This window comes from Zwartia vadi (assembly GCF_030410375.1).
Lineage (GTDB): Bacteria > Pseudomonadota > Gammaproteobacteria > Burkholderiales > Burkholderiaceae_B > Zwartia > Zwartia vadi.
Window position 1 is genome coordinate 320,295 of sequence record NZ_JAUHHE010000001.1, and the last position, 19,052, is coordinate 339,346.

Sequence of the window (19,052 nt, forward strand, 5' to 3'; positions counted from 1 at the left end):
GGCAACCCATGACAGGCGCACACCTTGGATCAATGGGTGCATTTTACCCTTCCCTTCTTGCCGTTCCACCTGAGGCGCGTTTCTTTTGACGGAAATCAGCGGCATCAATTTCATATTTGATCATGAGTGCCCAAAATGCGCGTCTATGTTTACCCGCATGCGTAGCCGCCAGACCAATGTTCCCTTTATTTTGAATGAGCGCTTCAATGATGTACTCACGTTCAAACTCTTCGATAATTTTGGCCTTCATCACCTTCATTGAGCCGCGATGCGTAATCGGTATCGATTCAGAGTTTCGATTGTGCTCAACTTGTTCAGTTTGACCGGGTCCTTCCTGTGACCCTCTTTCATCTTGGATGTTGATGACATACTCTGGCCTATCCTCTTGGTCTGCAGGATCTGGTGGAAGAATACCTGCCAAAGCATTTTTGACATGTTTTTCAGGGTAAGTTTGACGCTGAGATCTTTTAAACTGAGTTTTCTTGAGCCACTCGAGTAATGAATGTTCATTCATTACTGGCAAAACGCCACGCGCAAGTGCAATGGACTGCCGATAATTCAAACTGGGTTCACGCAAACCGCCTGGTCTGGGATCGAAAGATACCGCGTTCAACAATCTCGCTCTGAACTCATCCGGGCACACTGGTAACCGGATGAAATCCGACATTCCAATCTCCATCAAATCTTGAATTGCAGGCGAGCGCATATCTCGTAACACTCCAATAAGAGGAATGAAAGGCCCTCTAGGAATGGCTGCAAACGCTTGCCTCGTCCAGCTCAAGGTTTCCATTGTGACCGGGATCAACAAAGCGTCGTAGCGTCTAAGACCGATTCTCGCTTGTGCAAGAGTTTCAATAGGCAGACTGACGCTCGAATCGAGCCCGGGGTCTTGTTCAAGATCAAGATCGTGCCCTGCTTCCCACTCAAGCAAGTGAAGTTTGACTCTGCCAAGTGCTGGCTCAAGGTCTTTTAAGACCTGTGACATCCAGGACTGATGTGCTGCAAGTACCAAAGCAGCGCAATCGATTTGCTGTCGCATTGATTTTCACTCCGACAAAACTCTTTAGAGTAAATATGGCCGAAGTTTTGCAATAGTCGGAATCAACGCATTGGGATAAATACGCATGAACAAGGCGTCAAAGAGACAAAAAAATACACGCCCGAGAGCGTGTATTTTTTTGATTCTCTAGCTGCTTTGCACTAGCTGATTTGCAAAGCATCAAGATCGAAGTCACATAGCGATTACTGCTTGTTGATCAACTCGCGTATGCGACGTGCAGCATTTGCCTGCGCAGCCAACATGTCGAGTTCGGCTTGCATGACATCCATGCTTGCTTTGTCTTTTGCATTGGCAAGCGCTTCCTGGGCAGCGATGCGAGCGGCTTCGGCCTTTTCAGCATCCAGATCTCCGCCACGAATGGCGGTATCCGATAACACAGTCACATGACCGGGTTGAATTTCAAGCAGGCCACCCGCCACGAAAATCGTCTCTTCAGAGTCGTCTTCGAGGACAATGCGAACCAGTCCGGGACGGATGCGTGAAATCAGTGGGGTGTGACCGGGCAGAATACCCAGTTCACCCGACTCACCAGGCAGAACTACAAATTTTGCGACACCAGAGTAGAGAGATTTCTCTGCACTGACGACGTCAACTTTGACGGTAGCCATGACGGATCCTTATTGGAGTTTCTTGGCTTTTTCGAATGCTTCGTCGATGCCGCCAACCATGTAAAACGCCTGCTCAGGCAAAGCGTCACACTCGCCGTTCACAATCATCTTGAAGCCACGGAGTGTTTCTGACAAAGGAACGTACTTACCAGGCGATCCGGTAAAGACCTCAGCAACGTGGAAAGGCTGCGACAGGAAACGCTGAATCTTACGTGCGCGGGCAACGGCTTGCTTGTCCTCGGGTGACAATTCGTCCATACCCAAAATAGCGATAATGTCACGCAACTCTTTGTAACGCTGGAGCGTCTGCTGAACGCCGCGGGCAACGTTGTAATGCTCTTCGCCAACCACGTTTGGATCAAGCTGACGGCTGGTGGAGTCCAGAGGATCAACAGCTGGATAAATACCAAGTGAAGCAATGTCACGCGACAACACAACCGTTGAATCCAAGTGCTGGAAAGTTGTAGCGGGCGATGGGTCAGTCAAGTCATCAGCTGGCACGTAAACGGCTTGAATCGAAGTAATCGAACCAGTCTTCGTTGAAGTAATGCGCTCTTGGAGCACGCCCATTTCCTCGGCGAGGGTTGGCTGATAACCCACAGCCGAAGGCATACGGCCCAACAGAGCGGACACTTCAGTTCCGGCCAGTGTGTAGCGGTAGATGTTATCAACGAAGAACAGAATGTCACGGCCTTCGTCACGGAATTTCTCAGCCATTGTCAGGCCGGTCAATGCCACGCGCAGACGGTTGCCTGGAGGCTCGTTCATCTGACCGAACACCATCGCAACCTTGTCCAGCACCTTGGACTCTTCCATCTCGTGATAGAAGTCGTTACCTTCACGGGTACGCTCACCCACTCCGGCGAATACGGACAAACCGCTGTGCTGCTTAGCGATGTTGTTGATGAGTTCCATCATGTTCACGGTCTTACCGACACCAGCACCGCCGAACAGACCAACCTTACCGCCTTTAGCAAAAGGACACACCAGGTCAATCACCTTGATGCCAGTCTCGAGCAGCTCAACCGATGGCGAAAGTTCGTCGAACTTTGGCGCTGGCTGGTGAATCGCGCGCAATTCGTTGCTGGCGATTGGGCCTGCATCGTCAATTGGGCGACCCAGCACATCCATAATGCGGCCGAGAGTACCAGTACCAACTGGCACCGAAATTGGGGCGCCTGTTTTAGCAACAGCCATGCCACGACGCAAACCGTCGCTTGAACCCAGCGCAATGGTGCGAACCACACCGTCGCCAAGCTGCTGCTGCACTTCAAAGGTCAAGCCTTTTTCAGCGAATGCCGAAGAGTCGTCCGCAAGGCGGAGTGCCTCATAAATATGGGGCATGTTATCGCGGGGAAACTGAATATCCACCACGGCGCCGATGCACTGAACGATGGTTCCGTTGCTCATGTCTGATCCTTACTTGATAAAGTCTGATGGGATACCGATTGCAGTCTAAGAATTAGACGGCCGCGGCGCCCCCCACGATTTCCGAAATTTCCTTAGTGATAGCGGCTTGACGCGTCTTGTTATAAACAAGTTGCAAGTCACCAATCACCTTCTTAGCGTTGTCCGAGGCCGCCTTCATGGCAACCATACGGGCAGACTGCTCTGACGCCATACTTTCTGCTACGCACTGGTACACAAGACCTTCGACATAACGCTGCAACAGCTCGTCTATCACAGTCTGAGCATCAGGCTCATACAAGTAATCCCAACCGTGGTCAGCCGTAACAGCTTCGCCGTCTTGCGCGGAAGCTGATGCGGCGTGGTAAGGATCCACCAATTTTCCAGGCAGAGGCAAGAGACGCGTAAAAGTCGGCTCTTGCTTCATGGTATTCACAAACCGGTTGGTCGCGATGTAGATGGCATCAATGCGACCAGCCAAGAAATCATCCAGCTGTACCTTGATTGCACCAATCAGACGATCGAGCTCGGGCTTGTCACCCAAACCGATTTCCTGAGAAACAACATCTGCGCCAATACGGGTCAACACACCTAAGCCCTTGTTACCAAAAGCGGTGAATTGTGTGCGTACGTTTTTGCCATTGAACTCGCGCATGCGGTTCAACACCAAACGCATGATGTTGGTGTTCAATCCACCGCACAAGCCTTTGTCCGTTGAAACCACGACAATGCCGACAGCCTTGAGTTCGCCGCGTTCAACCAAGTACGGGTGGGTGTACTCAGGGTTCGCTTCCATCAAATGGCTAGCAATGTCATACACTTTTGTGGCGTATGGACGACCCGCACGCATCCTCTCCTGCGCTTTGCGCATTTTGGAGGCGGCTACCATTTCCATCGCCTTGGTGATCTTGCGCGTGTTTTGCACGCTCTTGATCTTTGTTCGAATTTCCTTGATTCCTGCCATTTCGCTTCCTGTGTCAGACCTGTTCTCAGGTTTCAGACCATCTGCTTTGCGCACAATCCATTTTTAATCATGGATCGGCGCTATAGCGGGTTACTTAGTAGGTACCGTTCTTTTTGAAGTCGGTCAACGCGGCAACCAGTTCAGCCTCGTCATCCTTCGACAATTCTTTGGTCGCTTCAATGCGCTCGATCATCGCAACGTTTTTCGCCTTGAGATAGTCTTTTAGACCCTTCTCAAAAGGCAACACGCTGGAAACCTCGACATCATCCAAATAACCGTTGTTGACGGCGAAAAGAATCACACCCAGCTCCCAAACCTGAAGCGGCTGGTACTGAGGCTGCTTGAGCAGCTCAACCACGCGCTTGCCTCGCTCGAGCTGACGGCGTGTGGCATCGTCAAGATCAGACGCAAACTGCGCAAACGCAGCCAATTCGCGGTACTGTGCCAAGTCGGTACGAATACCACCTGAAAGCTTCTTGATGATCTTTGTCTGAGCAGCACCACCAACTCGCGACACCGAAATACCAGCGTTAATCGCAGGACGAACACCGGCATTGAACAAGTCAGTCTCAAGGAAGATCTGACCGTCGGTAATCGAAATCACGTTTGTAGGAACGAAAGCGGACACGTCGCCAGCTTGCGTCTCGATAATTGGCAAGGCTGTGAGCGAACCGGTTTTACCTTTGACCGCGCCGTTGGTGAACTTTTCAACGTAGGCTTCGTTGACTCGTGCTGCACGCTCGAGCAAACGTGAGTGGAGATAAAACACGTCACCTGGATAGGCTTCACGGCCTGGTGGACGACGCAATAGCAAAGAAACCTGACGGTAGGCAATCGCCTGTTTGGTCAGATCGTCATACACAATCAGCGCATCTTCACCGCGATCGCGGAAGTATTCGCCCATCGTGCAACCAGCATAAGCCGAAAGGTACTGCATCGCAGCGGAGTCAGAAGCAGCAGCTGCGACGATGATGGTGTAATCGAGCGCTCCAAACTCTTCGAGTTTGCGCAGAACGTTGTTGATCGTTGAAGCTTTCTGACCAATCGCAACATAGACGCACTTTACGCCTTTGCCTTTCTGGTTGATGATGGCGTCTACGGCTACAGCTGTTTTACCTGTTTGACGGTCACCAATGATCAGCTCTCGCTGGCCACGGCCAATTGGCACCATGGAGTCAATAGACTTCAAACCTGTCTGCATAGGCTGTGACACGGATTGACGTGCGATCACACCTGGTGCGACTTTTTCGATAATGTCTGTTTCTTTGGCGTTGATCGGGCCTTTGCCGTCAATTGGCACACCGAGTGCGTTCACTACACGGCCAAGCAGCTCAGGGCCCACGGGCACTTCGAGAATACGACCGGTTGCCTTGACAGCGTCACCCTCGGAAACGCCTGTGTAATCGCCCAAAATAACGGCGCCTACCGAGTCACGCTCAAGGTTCAGCGCAAGGCCGAAAATATTATTGGGAAACTCAAGCATTTCACCTTGCATCACGTCTGACAGACCGTGGATGCGGGTAATGCCGTCGGTCACGGAAACAACCGTGCCTTGCGTACGAATATCGGACGATGTGCCCAGACCCTCGATACGGCTCTTGAGTAGTTCGCTAATCTCTGAAGGATTGAGTTGCATGTTCAGACTCCTGGAATCTTTAGGGCGGATTAAACCGCCATCGTGTCGCGCATGCGTACTAACTGAGCTTGCACGGATGTATCGAGTACGTGGTCACCCACCTGAACACGCACGCCACCAATCAGGGAGGCATCAACGTTCACGTGGGGCTTGAGCTTGAGGCCAAACTTCGGCTCAAGCAGCTTAATAAGATCAGAGACTTGCTGCTCGGTCATAGGAAAAGCGCTGGTGATGTCAGCTTGTGCAACACCCTCGGCTTCGTCACGCAAAGCATGGAACTGCTCAGCGATGTGACCCAACAGGGAAAGACGGTCATTTGCGACCAACAGCGTGACAAAATTCTGTAACGTGGTGGTGGGCGCTGGCTTGACCAAGCTTAAAAATACGCTCGCGCGCTGTGCGTCTTCGAGGCGCGGATCGGCCATAGCGACACGCACGTCTTCGACCGCTGCGATATCAGCAAGCTGCTGGACCTGCTCGGCCCATGCAGCCAAACCGGCAGCGTCTTGACGCGCTACGGCGAAGAGCGCCTCAGCGTAAGGACGAGCAACGGTGGAAAGTTCTGCCATGTCGACCCCGAGTATTAAAGCTGTGTCTTAAGTTGCGCAAGCAACTCAGCATGAGCATTGGCATCCACTTCGCGCTTAAGAATCTGCTCGGCACCTTTCACCGCGAGATTCGCAACATCGTTACGCAAAGCGTCGCGTGCACGCTGGACTTCTTGAGCGGCGTCTTGTTTCGCCTGCGCAAGAATTCGGGCGCGTTCACTTTCAGCTTCAGCACGGGCTTGCTCGATAATTTGAGCGCCCTGCTTTTCGGCTTCAATCATACGGGTGTGCAGCTCAGCTTTCGCAGATGCCTCGATCGAACCAATACGCGCCTTAGCTTCTGCGAGGTCTGTTTTGCCTTTTTCGGCAGCAGCCAAGCCTTCAGCGATTTTTTGGCGTCGCTCGTCGATAGCCTTTGTCAAAGGAGGCCACACGAATTTCATCGTGACCCAACCCAGGACAAAGAACACGATCATCTGGAAAAAGATCGTCGCGTTCAGATTCACGGTCGTTTCCCTATTACATCTTGTGCCCTTCAGGCAACATTACCTGAACGGGCTGAATCAATAAGCCGGGAGCAGAAATCCACCCTCGGCACGTGCCGCTCACTCCCAAAGGGCGTGAGCATCCAATCGATTTAGACGAAAGGATTTGCGAAGGCGAACAACATGGCGATACCCACACCGATCAGGAACGCGGCGTCGATCAGACCAGCCAGCAAGAACATCTTGGTTTGCAGGGCGTTCATCAGCTCAGGCTGACGTGCCGAAGCTTCGAGGTACTTGCCACCCATCATGCCGATACCGATGCAGGCACCAAAAGCACCCAAACCGATAATGAAAGCGCAAGCGAGAGCAACGAAAGCGACGTTAGTCATGAAAACTCCTTGATTAGTATCTAAGTATCAAAAATTAAAGTATCGAAAATTCAAACTACAAAACCGCCAAGTAAAACTTTTTAGTGTTCTGCTTGACGCAAAACACTCACTACTCTTTAGTGGCCTTCGTGTGCTTGTCCGATGTAAACCAAAGTCAACATCATGAAGATGAAAGCCTGCAACAGAACGATCAGGATGTGAAAGATCGCCCAGATTGAACCTGCCAGAATGTGACCGACACCCAATCCAATGCTCATGGCATTGAAACCTGACCAGGCGCCACCGAGCAAAGCAATCAACATGAATACGAGCTCACCGGCAAACATGTTGCCGAACAGTCGCATGCCGAGAGAAACGGATTTAGCGGCGTATTCAACCAGATTCAGGAGGAAGTTGGCAGGCGCCAACAGCACAGCCGAAAAGCCATGGCCATGAAACGGCGCAGTAAACAACTCTTTGACAAAACCACCGGGGCTCTTAATTTTCAGACCGTAGTAAAGCATCAATAACAACACGCCCATCGACATACCCATTGGGACATTCAGATCAGCGGTAGGAAGAATACGGTGATAGTGCAATGGGTCTGTGACTTCGATACCAATACCCATCAAACGGAAAACGTAATGGGCAAGATCGACAGGAATCAAGTCCAGCGCGTTCATCAGCACGATCCACATAAACACAGTCATCGCCAATGGGGCAACGAACTTGCGTGTTTCCTCGCTAGGAACAATGCTGCGAGCCTGCTGGTCAACCATGTCAACCAACATTTCAACAAAACCCTGGAATCGTCCAGGAACGCCTGCTGTCGCACGTCGTGCTGCCAACAGCATGACACCAACAACAATCAGACCCATCAACGAGGACCAGAACATCGAGTCAAAGTTGACGACGCTAAAGTCAGCAATAGCGGTTTGCTTTTCACCGATATTGTTGAAGTGCACCAAGTGGTGCTGAATATATGCGGCTTGGGGCGATACGTCAGCTGCAGCAGCCATGAGAGATCTCTAAAAAATTCGTCAAACTAACTGTTTGTTGGGCGTGACACAGCACGCTTTCCGAACATCAGCACCAGCATGTAGCCTTTGAGCGCGGCAATCAGACCGGCAATTACCGCCAGCCACACCACACGCTCACCGCCCACATGAGCCAACAACCACAACAATCCGACTGCAGCGCCAACCTTAAGGAACTCGCCCACTAAAAATACCAGTGCGCTCGAACCGCCAGGACGAAAAGTCGCCAAAAACAGTCGCAATGCAAATAAAACATTCGGTACAAAGTACGCAGCAGAGCCAGCCAATGCAGACCAACCTGCATCAAAACCACCTACCAGCCACGCAATCAAGGCAACCACTAGCGCCGCCAGAGCCTGAGCAAAAACAACTTGAATCAGCTCTGATCGCGCACGAGCATTGATTTGGGCCAGATCCGCCTCAGTTAACACATACTGCGCCGCGAGATCCGCAGGCGCCGCATCAACAGACGCTTTATCTACCGACACCGAAAACCGCCCCTGTACTCGTTCCGCCGAGGGAATTCCTGACAAAGGGTTTGGTACGCTCGTCACAATTTCCCCTTTTCGGCAAACCCAATGAGTATAACTGTTTTTTGGACCCTGATGCAAACCCTAATCGGGCTTTTACTGAGTCGGCTTTAAGAGCTTTACCGACTCATAGCTTTAGAGAATGAGGGCAAATCCCCCCTCCAATAAAAAATCACTTGTTTTTGAAAACCGGCTTACGTTTTTCAACAAAAGCAGCCATTCCTTCTTTCTGGTCCTCTGTCGCAAAACAAGCATGAAACACGCGTCGCTCGAACAAAATCCCTTCATGCAACGAAGACTCAAAAGCACGATTGACAGACTCTTTCGCCATGATCGCTGTTGGAATGGACATCCCGGCAATCACCGCTCCTGTTTCAATCGCATCCTCTAGCAATCGCTCTGCCGGCACGATACGAGACACCAAACCGGCACGCTCTGCCTCGGCGGCATCCATCATCCGACCTGTTAAAACCATCTCCATGGCCTTGGCTTTACCAACAGCCCTAGGCAAACGCTGCGTACCGCCCGCACCAGGAATTACGCCCAACTTAATCTCCGGCTGTCCAAACTTGGCGGTGTCAGCGGCGAGAATAAAGTCACACATCATTGCGAGCTCGCAACCACCCCCAAGCGCGTAACCCGCTACCGCGGCGATGACTGGCTTTCGAATCGAGCGCAGCGTTTCCCAGTTGCGGCCGATATATTCCGTTCGGTAGACATCCATGTAGGACCAGTCTTTCATGGCGCCGATGTCGGCTCCGGCAGCAAAAGCTTTCTCACTCCCAGTGATCACGATGCAGCCAATCTCATCATTTGCATCGAAAGACAGCAGCGCGGCACCAAGCTCATCCATGAGCTGATCGTTGAGCGCGTTCAGCGCTTTAGGGCGATTCAAGGTCAACAGGCCAACCCGGCCACGCGTCTCGATCAACACAAAATTTTCGCTCATGGGTGTCTCCCTGAAAATGTGAAATAAGATATAGGCTATGAACCGCAAAAATAACCGCAAACCTCTACTTTACAGCCTCGAACCCTTGGATTTGTCGGGTCATCGACTACGCGCGACGCTTCGCATCGCCGAACCGGATCCAAAAGGACAAATCGTCTCGCTCCCGGCCTGGATTCCTGGCAGTTATTTGATACGCGATTTTTCCCGACATATTGAACAGCTTGAAGCGCGTGCTGGCAAAAAACCTGTCAAACTGACCAAGCTGGACAACCACCGGTGGCGCCTCGCCCCCTGCAATGGCCCGGTGACCCTCACTGCGGTCATTTACGCCTGGGATCTTTCTGTTCGCGGCGCCCATGTAGACGAAACACATTGTTTTTTCAACGGTACCAGCGTTTTTCTTCAGGCGCATGGACAAGAAAACCACCCCTGCCGACTCACCCTGCTACCGCCCCCAAACCCGGCTCGCTGGAGTGTTTTTACCAGCATGCCGCAGGATACCCGCAGCAATGCGAAGATCTCGCGCAAGGGTTTCGGCACATATGTGGTGGAGAACTACGACGCGCTGATCGATCACCCAGTGGAAATGGGCAATCCATGCGTCATCACGTTCGAGGCGTGCGGTGCGAAACACGAAATGGTGTTTACCGGGATCATCCCTAATCTTGATCTCAAACGTATTGCTCAAGACGTCAAAAAAATCTGTGAAGAACAAATTCGCTTCTTTGAACCCGAAACTGCACGCGCGCCTTTTTTAGACTCCGCAAAAAAATACGTATTCATGACAATGGTGACAGGCGATGCGTACGGTGGTCTAGAGCACCGGGCATCGACTGCGCTGATGGCTTCGCGCAAAGATCTGCCCACTATCGGTCACGATAAAGCGCCTGATGGTTATCAAACCTTTTTAGGCCTGGTCAGTCACGAATACTTTCACACCTGGCATGTTAAACGCATTAAACCCGATGTATTTGCCCCCTACACGCTTTCCAAAGAATCCCACACGCGTCTGCTCTGGATTTTTGAAGGCTTCACTTCGTATTACGACGATTTGTTTTTGCTGCGAAGCGGTGTCATTGATCGTGAAACCTATTTTCGCACACTGGGTAAAAATATCGCATCGGTATGGGGCATGCCTGGTCGCCGCAAACAATCTGTTGCAGAGAGCTCTTTCGATGCATGGACACGTTATTACAAGCAAGATGAAAACGCGGCCAACGCCATCATCAGTTACTACACAAAGGGCTCACTCGTCGCGCTTGCCTTGGACCTGACAATTCGCCACAGGACGAACAATCAACGTAGTCTTGATGATGTGATGCGTTTGATGTGGGAACGCTACGGTCGTGAGTTTTACCAGGGCAAACCAATCGGATTGCCTGAAAAAGGATTCCCTTCTTTGGTTCGCGAGGCAACGGGGATCGACTTGACTCAGGAGATCAACCATTGGGCCTACGGACGTGAAGACCTGCCTCTGAAACAACTCCTGGCGACTCAAGGTATCCGTCTGAGTTGGAAATCTCCCCATGTGAAACCTTCCTTAGACGTTCGAACGCGCAAACAAGGCGAACATCTTGTGATCACGACAGTTCTTGAGGGCGGAGCCGCTCATCAAGCCGGCATTTCGGCGCATGACGTTCTAGTGGCAATAGATGGCATACGCGTAGACAACGGGACTCACTCACTGGACACCATTCTGGCTCGATATAAAGCCGGACAGAAGATTCACGTGCATGTCTTTAGGCGTGACGAACTGCGCGCCTTTGACCTCGTACTCTCCGCCCCCCCACTTTCAGAATGTCAGTTGCAAGAGACCACTCAGCCATGAGTATCCGGCCAGATACTGAAGACTTTGCCTCAGTCCTCTTAAGCGGTGCGCCCTTGCTCGATGTTCGTGCGCCAGTGGAGTTTTCTCAAGGAGCCTTTCCGACTTCTGTCAATCTACCTTTGATGAACGACGAAGAACGTCACCGCGTTGGACTGCAATACAAACTTGCAGGACAAGACGAGGCAATTATTTTGGGACACGAGTTGGTTTCAGGCGATGTCAAAGCGCAGCGTGTCGCACAGTGGGTCAAGTTCGCCCAAGCGCATCCCGAAGGCTATTTGTATTGTTTCAGGGGCGGCCTGCGCTCTCGCATCTCGCAGCAATGGCTCGCTGAGGCTGGGCACCCCTACCCTCGTATCCTTGGTGGCTACAAGGCGATGCGTAGCTTTTTGATTGAACAACTCAACGAGGCCATCGCCACATCAAAATTTATACTGGTCGCAGGATTTACCGGATGTGGAAAAACAGAAGTGATACAAAGTCTGCAGGCCGCGATCGATCTGGAAAAACTTGCCCACCATCGCGGATCAAGCTTTGGCAAACATGCCACCGATCAACCGGTACAAATTGACTTTGATAACAGTTTGGCCATTGCGTTCATGCGCTTGCATGCCGGGGGCAAGCGCAACATCGCGCTTGAAGACGAGTCCCGACTCATTGGGAAATGTGCCTTACCCATTGCCCTGCGTGACATCATGCAAAGCAGTCCCGTCATATGGGTAGAAGAACCCATCGAATCGCGGGTAGATCGTATCCTGCATGACTATGTCGAAGATCTCGGTGGACAGTTCGCACGCAAATTTGGCCCTGAAGTCGGCTTTGACGCCTTTTCACAAAGACTGCTGGAAAGTCTTCAAAATCTTTACAAACGGCTAGGGGGAGAGCGACACGCTCGGCTCAATCAACTGATGCTTGACGCACTGCGTGCTCAACAAGCAACCGGCGCTCTTGACAGCCATCGTCTCTGGATTAGACCGCTGCTAACTGAATACTACGACCCAATGTATGCGCACCAGCGAGCTGGCAAAGCCTCTCGCATTATTTTCTCGGGTGACCGTGAGGCTGTAACCAGTCACCTCATCCAACAGGGTTATTGAACATGCAGGCAGACCTTGAACGACAGCGTCTCGAACAAAACAAACTGTCTAAACGCCTCATGCGTGAGACCGGTCGGGCCATCTCAGACTTTAATATGATCGAAACCGGCGATCGGGTGATGGTATGTGTCTCAGGTGGCAAAGACTCCTATAGCATGCTGGATATTCTCATGACGCTGCGCAATCGTGCGCCGATCGACTTTGAAATTGTCGCGGTGAATCTCGATCAGAAACAGCCAGGTTTTCCCGCCGAAATCTTGCCTGAATACCTCTCGAAAGTTGGTGTGCCTTTTCATATTGAAACGCGCGACACTTATTCGATCGTGAAGCGCCTGATTCCTGAAGGGAAAACAACGTGCTCATTATGCTCTCGGCTGCGACGCGGCATTTTGTATCGCGTCGCAAATGAACTCAAAGCGACCAAGATTGCATTGGGTCATCATCGGGATGACATTCTTGGCACATTTTTTTTGAATATGTTTTATGGTGCAAAGCTCAAAGCCATGCCACCTAAACTCGTCTCCGACGACGGACGACACACAGTCATTCGACCTCTCGCCTATGTGCCCGAAGCAGACCTCATCGACTATGCCAACTGGAAACAGTTTCCAATCATTCCGTGCGACTTATGCGGCTCTCAGGAAAATCTTAAACGCAAAGAAGTTTCGAGAATGCTGCAGGAATGGGATAAAAAATATCCAGGACGTGCCTGGAATGTTTTTAAAGCGTTAGCCAATGTGACGCCTTCACACCTCATGGACAACCGACTGTTTGATTTTGTCGGCCTCAGACCTGATGGCCGGGACAATCCTCAGGGGGATACTGCCTTTGATCCTGTCTCGATTGAATCGAATTCTGATACGGAACAATCAAGCGCCCGTACCTTCCCATCTTGGCCCCTTCACATCGATACCCACTAATTCGAGGATTCGAGATACGGTGTGATCAATCATTTCTTCAATAGATTTAGGGCGGTGATAAAAAGCCGGTAGCGGTGGAAAAATAATCCCGCCCATTTCCGTCACAGACGTCATATTGCGTAAATGCGCCAAGTTAAATGGCGTTTCACGCACAACCATGACCAGACGTCTACGCTCCTTGAGCGTCACATCCGCGGCACGCGTAATAAGATTGTCGGACAAGCCCATCGCAACAGCAGCCAGTGTGCGCATCGAGCAAGGCACGACAACCATCCCCGCTGTTTCAAAAGCTCCGCTAGCAAGGGTCGCCCCCACGTCACGGATGCTATGCACCTTATCAGCGAGGGCATACACCTCCTGCCGCCCGATATCGAGCTCGTGCTTGATATTTAATACGCCCGATGCGGAGACCACCAGGTGGGTTTCCACATCAGGAGCATTTTCACGCAGCGTTTGAAGCATACGCACGGCATAAAGGGAGCCTGTTGCTCCCGTGATACCAATCACTAAGCGCCGCTTGCTCACGCGGTCGCGCCAGCCTGAGTCAACACGGTCTTGAGCTCACCACTGGCGTTCATTTCACCCATGATGTCAGAACCACCAATAAACTCGCCGCCCACATACAGCTGGGGGATAGTGGGCCACTGAGAATATGTTTTGATTCCGCTGCGGACTTCCTCGTCCTCGAGCACATTGACCGTGACAAGTTTAGTCACGCCATTGCTTTTGAGGATCTCAATCGCTCGGCCTGAAAAACCGCACTGGGGAAACTGGGCTGTGCCTTTCATAAACAACACAACGGGATTGTTTGTGACCGTGTCACGAATAAATTGCTGAACGTCGCTCATGATGTTCCTGATCGATTAGAAGGATATAGTTAACACGCATCGTTAACACTCAAACACCATTATAAGTGGCAGAAGAGTGATAAAAGCTTATGCCCACACGCCACCCGTCACGCGCGGCAAACCTGCTAAATCCTTATGGGTTTGTATGGACTCAAAGCCAGCCAGTGCCAACAACTCGCTCACGGCCTCTGCCTGATCATATCCATGCTCAAGCCATAAACTGCCGGATGGCAATAATCTGTCACCCGCCCCTTGGATAATTTGAGCGAGTGCAGTCAAACCATCCGAGCCATCCGTCAGAGCCTGTATCGGCTCAAACCTGAGATCGCCGCGTGACAAATGCTCGTCTTTTGAGGAAATATAAGGGGGATTGGAGACAATCAGATCAAACATCCCTTCTGACGGGAGGGCTAAAAACCAGCTGCCTTGCCACCATTGCACTCTGGCACCCAAGGCCTGGGCATTTCGCTGAGCGACCACGAGCGCCTCCGCACTCATGTCAGTGGCGGTGACGCGCGCATCGACCCGGGCAAGCGCCAAACTAATTGCGACCACGCCACTGCCGGTTCCCATGTCCAACACTGCAGGATCTTGACGATCCGCAATCGCTGCCAAACCGACCTCCACCAACATTTCAGTTTCTGGTCGCGGGATCAACACCGAGGGAGTCACCTCAAAACGGTGCCCCATAAATTCACGCCAGCCGAGAAGATGCGCCATGGGAGACCCTTGGCGGCGTTGCGCCGCTAGCGTTAAAAATTTCGCTGCATCTTCTGGAGACAGAGGGTCTGTATCGTGCGCAAGCAACCACTCACGTGGCTTTTGCAACACATGCTCCAGCAACATCCGCCCCTCCAGACGTGGCAAACCGCACAACTGCAACAAGGATTGCCCGGTTTGCATCAGACGTCGTCACCCAGCGCAGCAAGCAACTCAGCTTGATGTTCGGCAATCAAAGCACCGGTAACCTCACTGAGATCCCCTTCCATGATGGCGCCAAGCTTGTATAAGGTCAGGTTGATCCGATGATCCGTCAAGCGACCCTGTGGGAAGTTATATGTCCGAATACGTTCAGAGCGATCGCCTGACCCCACGAGGCTTTTACGCTGCGCGGCCTCCTTGTCGTGCTGCTCGCGCTGCACTTTATCCTTCAAGCGCGCGGCCAGTACCTGCATGGCTTTATCTTTATTTCTGTGCTGTGACCGATCGTCCTGACACTCCACGACCAAGCCAGTAGGCAAGTGGGTAATACGGACAGCCGAATCTGTTTTATTAATATGCTGGCCTCCAGCGCCGCTCGCACGAAACGTATCGATGCGCAGATCACTTGGATTGATGACAATATCGGTCGCGGCATCTGCCTCCGGCATGACGGCGACCGTACAAGCCGAAGTATGAATCCGACCTTGTGCCTCGGTCGCGGGCACCCGCTGGACGCGATGCGCACCGGATTCGAATTTCAGACGTCCATACGCACCGTCCCCATCGATTCGAACAATGACTTCCTTATAGCCACCCAACTCGGAAGGACTTTCAGACATGAGTTCAACTCGCCAACCTTGCTGCTCAGCATAACGGGTATACATTCTTAGCAAGTCGCCTGAAAATAACGCGCTCTCGTCACCACCTGTACCCGCACGGATTTCAAGAAAAACACTCCGTCCGTCATCCGGATCTTTTGGCAATAGCTGAAGTTGAAGTTCAGCGCCCAATGTCTCAATCCGCTCTTTACAGGCTTCGATTTCCTCAAGCGCCATGGACTTCATCTCAGGATCGTCAAGCATTTCCTTGGCACCGGCCAAATCTGCCTGGGCACCTTCAAACGCCTCAAACGCTTTGACCACTGGTTCGAGTTCAGCGCGCTCTCGCGAAAGCTTGCGAAACTGATTCATATCATTGGCGGCATCAGGTTCAGCGAGCAAAGCATCAACCTCAACTAAGCGTCGGGATAAGTGCTCAAGGCGAGCGCGCATTGAAGGTTTCATGGGAGACTGACTTGAAATTAAAATTGATGGGAGCAACGGCTAAACACTCGCCAAGGCGAGCCTCGCAAGCAAGGTCGCTAACGCCGTTCGGATCCGGAGGGAAATATACGCGGCAGCCAGCCGAGCAGCTGCTGACGTTCTGCTTCTTCGCTGTGATTCAGCGCTGACAAAGTGCCATGCAAATACTTTTGTGTCAGGCCATGCGCGAGCTGCTCTAAAACAGCCTCAGGCGATTCACCTTTAGCCAGCATCCGGCGCGCACGCTCAAGCTCTTGTGCCTGTACGGCCTGAGCAGTTGTCTGCAAGTCCCGGATGACAGGTACATTGGCCCTGACTTGCATCCAATGCATAAAGTTTCTGACGCGGGCATCGATAATCGCCTCGGCCTGTACGACGGCTGAACGTCTGGCTTCAGTGCCACTTTGCACCACCGCGCCCAAATCATCGACGGAATAAAGATAAACGTCATCTAGCTGGGCGACTTCTGGCTCTATATCTCGCGGCACTGCCAGATCCACCATCACGATCGGCTTGCGCTTGCGCTGCTTGGTTGCGCGCTCGACCATGCCAAGGCCCAATAGGGGCAAAGTACTAGCAGTACAGGACACAACCACATCAAACTCAGCCAAGCGATCCGGCAAATCAGCCAAGCGCATCGTCGTGGCAGAGAAGCGATTTGCAAGAGACTCCGCGCGCTCAAGTGTGCGATTCGCTACGACGATAGCGCCCGGTTGACGGGCCGCGAAATGCGTGGCGCATAACTCGATCATCTCGCCAGCACCAATGAAAAGCACTTTGGATGTAGAGAGCTCACCAAACACACGCTCTGCAAGGCGAACCGCTGCAGCAGCCATGGAAACCGACTGGGCGCCGATCGCAGTCGTTGAGCGCACTTCTTTTGCGACCGAAAAAGTTCTTTGAAAGAGCTGATGCAATAGAGTACCCAACGCACCTGCGTCACTGGCCGCTCTGACAGCGTCTTTCATCTGTCCCAATATCTGGGGCTCTCCCAGCACCATCGAGTCCAGACCGCTGGCTACACGAAAAGCATGGCGCACGGCATCATCTCGTCCATGCAAATACACATGCGGCGCAAGCTCGCCTGCCTCAATCCGATTAAAGTCAGCAAGCCAGGCGGGCAACTGCTGCGCCACCTGCGGCTCAGCCGCACAGTAAAGCTCGGTGCGATTACAGGTCGAGAGGATCGCGGCTTCTTTTACAGCCCCCCCAAAGGCCTGACGCAAGGCATTCAACGCCGGCTGAACCAAATCCTCAGGCATGGAGACGCGCTCGCGCACTGAAACAGGCGCAGAGACGTGGTTCAACCCAAGAGCGAGGACGCTAACCGACATAGATTAAGGAATTTTTTGTTGGATCTACGTAACAACCCTTATTATAAGGGCGCAAAATGAGTTGTAGACGCAATGCCCTTATCTCGACTGGAAGTCTCCACTTTCCGTACAATTCCCCGCACAGGAGACTCATATGAACATTCAAAAAATAATCACCCGTGCAGCCTTGGCATTTTTGCCTCTTTGGGCCACCCAGCCAGCATCCGCAAGCTCCGACTATCCCAACAAACCCATTCGCATTGTCGTGGCCTACGCACCCGGAGGCTCTACAGATATCGTTGCCCGGCTGTTCGCACAGGAGCTTGGGACAAAACTTGGCCAGCCCGTTTTGGTCGAAAACCGCGCAGGTGCAGGCACATTAATAGGTACGGATTCGGTCATTAAAGCAGCACCCGATGGATACACACTCTTTTGGGGGACTCCAGCCACGGTCATCACCCCACTTCTCCACAAAAAACCGACGTACGACGTGCTTAAAGATCTCCAGCCCGTCACCCTCGCAACCACACAATCGATGGGCGTGCTGGTGTCTGCAAATATTGGCGTCAATTCCATCGCCGACCTCGTCAAATATGCCAAAGCCAACCCCGGCAAAGTGAATTTTGCCTCCTCAGGAAACGGTTCAGCCCAGCATTTGGCTGCCGAGGCACTCAATAATGCCGCGAACATCAATATGCTTCATATCCCATACAAGGGTGCCGGCGTCGCGCTCAATGATCTGGTTGCAGGCCGAGTCGACGTCATGATCACTTCGCTCGTGGGAAACATGATGGAGCAAGTCAAAGAGGGGCGCATCAAGCTCATTGCCACAACGGGGCCTGAGCGCAGCAGTACCATGTCCGACATCCCCACCGTGGCAGAAGGTGGCGTGCCTAATTTTGGAATCCGCACCTGGACTGCAATGTTTGCCCCGGCCAATACTTCGCCTGATGTCATCGCAAAACTCAATCGCGCCATGGCGGACATCCAAAAGGATGGCACTATCCAAAAGAAGATTGAAAATCAGGCGATGGACGTCACGGTCGTTTCTCCCAAAGAGCTTAGCAACATGCTCGCCAAAGAAAGTGCGTTTTATTCCGCCATCCTGCAAAGAACCAGCACAAAGCTCGATTAAGCATGCTTGCCTGAATTGGTGTAATATTTCGACCTTCAGTTGGCCCGGTAGCTCAGTCGGTAGAGCAGAGGATTGAAAATCCTTGTGTCGGTGGTTCGATTCCGCCCCGGGCCACCACTGAAACTATAGAAACCCCTGCGTTCGCGCTGGGGTTTTTGCTTTTCTGGGGGTGTAACTAGATGTTTCGGCTCTACTCCATTATCGGGGGATGAGCAGTATTCATTAAATATCAGTACTCATTAAACACGGCTAAATACGCCGTTCCAACCGCAGTGGGCCAAGACCCTGAGCCGGTAATTCTCAAAGTTCCTAA

The 19,052-nt window shown here is 52.1% G+C and carries 20 protein-coding genes and 1 tRNA gene; 5 read left to right on the forward strand and 16 right to left on the reverse strand.

Annotated features, from left to right (window positions below; translation table 11 throughout):
- Positions 1 to 43 precede the first annotated feature (43 nt).
- The 11 genes from QWY27_RS01555 to QWY27_RS01605 all read right to left on the reverse strand — a co-directional run bounded on the left by QWY27_RS01555 (position 44) and on the right by QWY27_RS01605 (position 9,595).
- Positions 44 to 1,039: a hypothetical protein gene (locus QWY27_RS01555; RefSeq protein WP_290194023.1), complete on the reverse strand. Its 996-nt coding sequence runs from the start codon at positions 1,037 to 1,039 to the stop codon at positions 44 to 46.
- Positions 1,040 to 1,242: 203 nt separating this feature from the next.
- Positions 1,243 to 1,668 (reverse strand): F0F1 ATP synthase subunit epsilon, encoded by a 426-nt coding sequence (locus QWY27_RS01560; protein WP_290194024.1) that lies wholly within the window; start codon positions 1,666 to 1,668, stop codon positions 1,243 to 1,245.
- Between the two features lie 9 nt (positions 1,669 to 1,677).
- On the reverse strand, positions 1,678 to 3,078 hold the full coding sequence (gene atpD, locus QWY27_RS01565; RefSeq protein ID WP_290194026.1) for a F0F1 ATP synthase subunit beta: 1,401 nt from the start codon (positions 3,076 to 3,078) through the stop codon (positions 1,678 to 1,680).
- A gap of 52 nt (positions 3,079 to 3,130) precedes the next feature.
- Positions 3,131 to 4,039, reverse strand: coding sequence for a F0F1 ATP synthase subunit gamma (gene atpG, locus QWY27_RS01570; protein WP_290194028.1), 909 nt, complete (start codon positions 4,037 to 4,039; stop codon positions 3,131 to 3,133).
- 94 nt (positions 4,040 to 4,133) lie between these two features.
- Complete coding sequence (atpA, locus tag QWY27_RS01575; protein ID WP_290194030.1) at positions 4,134 to 5,675, reverse strand: F0F1 ATP synthase subunit alpha; 1,542 nt, start codon at positions 5,673 to 5,675, stop codon at positions 4,134 to 4,136.
- Between the two features lie 29 nt (positions 5,676 to 5,704).
- Positions 5,705 to 6,244, reverse strand: coding sequence for a F0F1 ATP synthase subunit delta (locus QWY27_RS01580; protein ID WP_290194032.1), 540 nt, complete (start codon positions 6,242 to 6,244; stop codon positions 5,705 to 5,707).
- A gap of 14 nt (positions 6,245 to 6,258) precedes the next feature.
- Complete coding sequence (locus QWY27_RS01585) at positions 6,259 to 6,729, reverse strand: F0F1 ATP synthase subunit B (protein ID WP_290194033.1); 471 nt, start codon at positions 6,727 to 6,729, stop codon at positions 6,259 to 6,261.
- A gap of 131 nt (positions 6,730 to 6,860) precedes the next feature.
- Positions 6,861 to 7,100, reverse strand: coding sequence for a F0F1 ATP synthase subunit C (gene atpE / locus QWY27_RS01590; protein WP_028816839.1), 240 nt, complete (start codon positions 7,098 to 7,100; stop codon positions 6,861 to 6,863).
- A gap of 116 nt (positions 7,101 to 7,216) precedes the next feature.
- A complete protein-coding gene (gene atpB, locus QWY27_RS01595) occupies positions 7,217 to 8,098 on the reverse strand; it encodes a F0F1 ATP synthase subunit A (protein WP_290194037.1) in 882 nt (293 codons plus the stop codon).
- A gap of 26 nt (positions 8,099 to 8,124) precedes the next feature.
- Positions 8,125 to 8,604 (reverse strand): ATP synthase subunit I, encoded by a 480-nt coding sequence (locus QWY27_RS01600; RefSeq protein WP_290194038.1) that lies wholly within the window; start codon positions 8,602 to 8,604, stop codon positions 8,125 to 8,127.
- Positions 8,605 to 8,818: 214 nt separating this feature from the next.
- Positions 8,819 to 9,595, reverse strand: a complete 777-nt coding sequence (locus QWY27_RS01605; protein WP_290194040.1) for an enoyl-CoA hydratase — start codon at positions 9,593 to 9,595, stop codon at positions 8,819 to 8,821.
- 37 nt (positions 9,596 to 9,632) lie between these two features.
- On the opposite strand from QWY27_RS01605, the gene QWY27_RS01610 reads away from it, so the two are divergent.
- From QWY27_RS01610 to ttcA, 3 genes are read left to right on the forward strand one after another with little or no spacing between them, the layout of a single operon-like run.
- The gene (locus tag QWY27_RS01610; protein WP_290194042.1) at positions 9,633 to 11,423 is read left to right on the forward strand and encodes a M61 family metallopeptidase; all 1,791 of its coding nucleotides are present in this window, start codon (positions 9,633 to 9,635) and stop codon (positions 11,421 to 11,423) included.
- A 2-nt stretch (positions 11,424 to 11,425) separates the two neighbouring features.
- Positions 11,426 to 12,520 carry a tRNA 2-selenouridine(34) synthase MnmH gene (gene mnmH, locus QWY27_RS01615; protein WP_290194103.1) on the forward strand — a complete coding sequence of 365 codons (1,095 nt, stop codon included), beginning with the start codon at positions 11,426 to 11,428 and terminating at the stop codon, positions 12,518 to 12,520.
- Positions 12,521 to 12,522: 2 nt separating this feature from the next.
- Positions 12,523 to 13,440, forward strand: coding sequence for a tRNA 2-thiocytidine(32) synthetase TtcA (ttcA, locus tag QWY27_RS01620; protein ID WP_290194044.1), 918 nt, complete (start codon positions 12,523 to 12,525; stop codon positions 13,438 to 13,440).
- On the opposite strand, the gene QWY27_RS01625 is transcribed toward ttcA, so the two are convergent.
- The 5 genes from QWY27_RS01625 to hemA all read right to left on the reverse strand — a co-directional run bounded on the left by QWY27_RS01625 (position 13,390) and on the right by hemA (position 17,625).
- The gene (locus tag QWY27_RS01625) at positions 13,390 to 13,965 is read right to left on the reverse strand and encodes a UbiX family flavin prenyltransferase (protein WP_290194045.1); all 576 of its coding nucleotides are present in this window, start codon (positions 13,963 to 13,965) and stop codon (positions 13,390 to 13,392) included. The genes ttcA and QWY27_RS01625 overlap by 51 nt on opposite strands.
- Complete coding sequence (grxD, locus tag QWY27_RS01630) at positions 13,962 to 14,288, reverse strand: Grx4 family monothiol glutaredoxin (protein WP_290194047.1); 327 nt, start codon at positions 14,286 to 14,288, stop codon at positions 13,962 to 13,964. The genes QWY27_RS01625 and grxD overlap by 4 nt, the downstream gene beginning before the upstream one ends.
- Before the next feature lie 87 nt (positions 14,289 to 14,375).
- The gene (gene prmC / locus QWY27_RS01635) at positions 14,376 to 15,191 is read right to left on the reverse strand and encodes a peptide chain release factor N(5)-glutamine methyltransferase (RefSeq protein ID WP_290194049.1); all 816 of its coding nucleotides are present in this window, start codon (positions 15,189 to 15,191) and stop codon (positions 14,376 to 14,378) included.
- Positions 15,191 to 16,273, reverse strand: coding sequence for a peptide chain release factor 1 (prfA, locus tag QWY27_RS01640; protein ID WP_290194051.1), 1,083 nt, complete (start codon positions 16,271 to 16,273; stop codon positions 15,191 to 15,193). Before prfA ends, prmC begins: the two co-directional genes overlap by 1 nt.
- 77 nt (positions 16,274 to 16,350) lie before the next feature.
- A complete protein-coding gene (gene hemA / locus QWY27_RS01645) occupies positions 16,351 to 17,625 on the reverse strand; it encodes a glutamyl-tRNA reductase (RefSeq protein WP_290194053.1) in 1,275 nt (424 codons plus the stop codon).
- 133 nt (positions 17,626 to 17,758) lie between these two features.
- Between hemA and QWY27_RS01650 the strand changes: the two genes are divergently transcribed.
- Both QWY27_RS01650 and QWY27_RS01655 read left to right on the forward strand, forming a co-directional pair.
- Positions 17,759 to 18,739 carry a Bug family tripartite tricarboxylate transporter substrate binding protein gene (locus tag QWY27_RS01650; protein WP_290194054.1) on the forward strand — a complete coding sequence of 327 codons (981 nt, stop codon included), beginning with the start codon at positions 17,759 to 17,761 and terminating at the stop codon, positions 18,737 to 18,739.
- A 41-nt stretch (positions 18,740 to 18,780) separates the two neighbouring features.
- Positions 18,781 to 18,856: transfer RNA gene (locus QWY27_RS01655), tRNA-Phe, on the forward strand.
- The last annotated feature ends 196 nt before the right edge of the window (positions 18,857 to 19,052 follow it).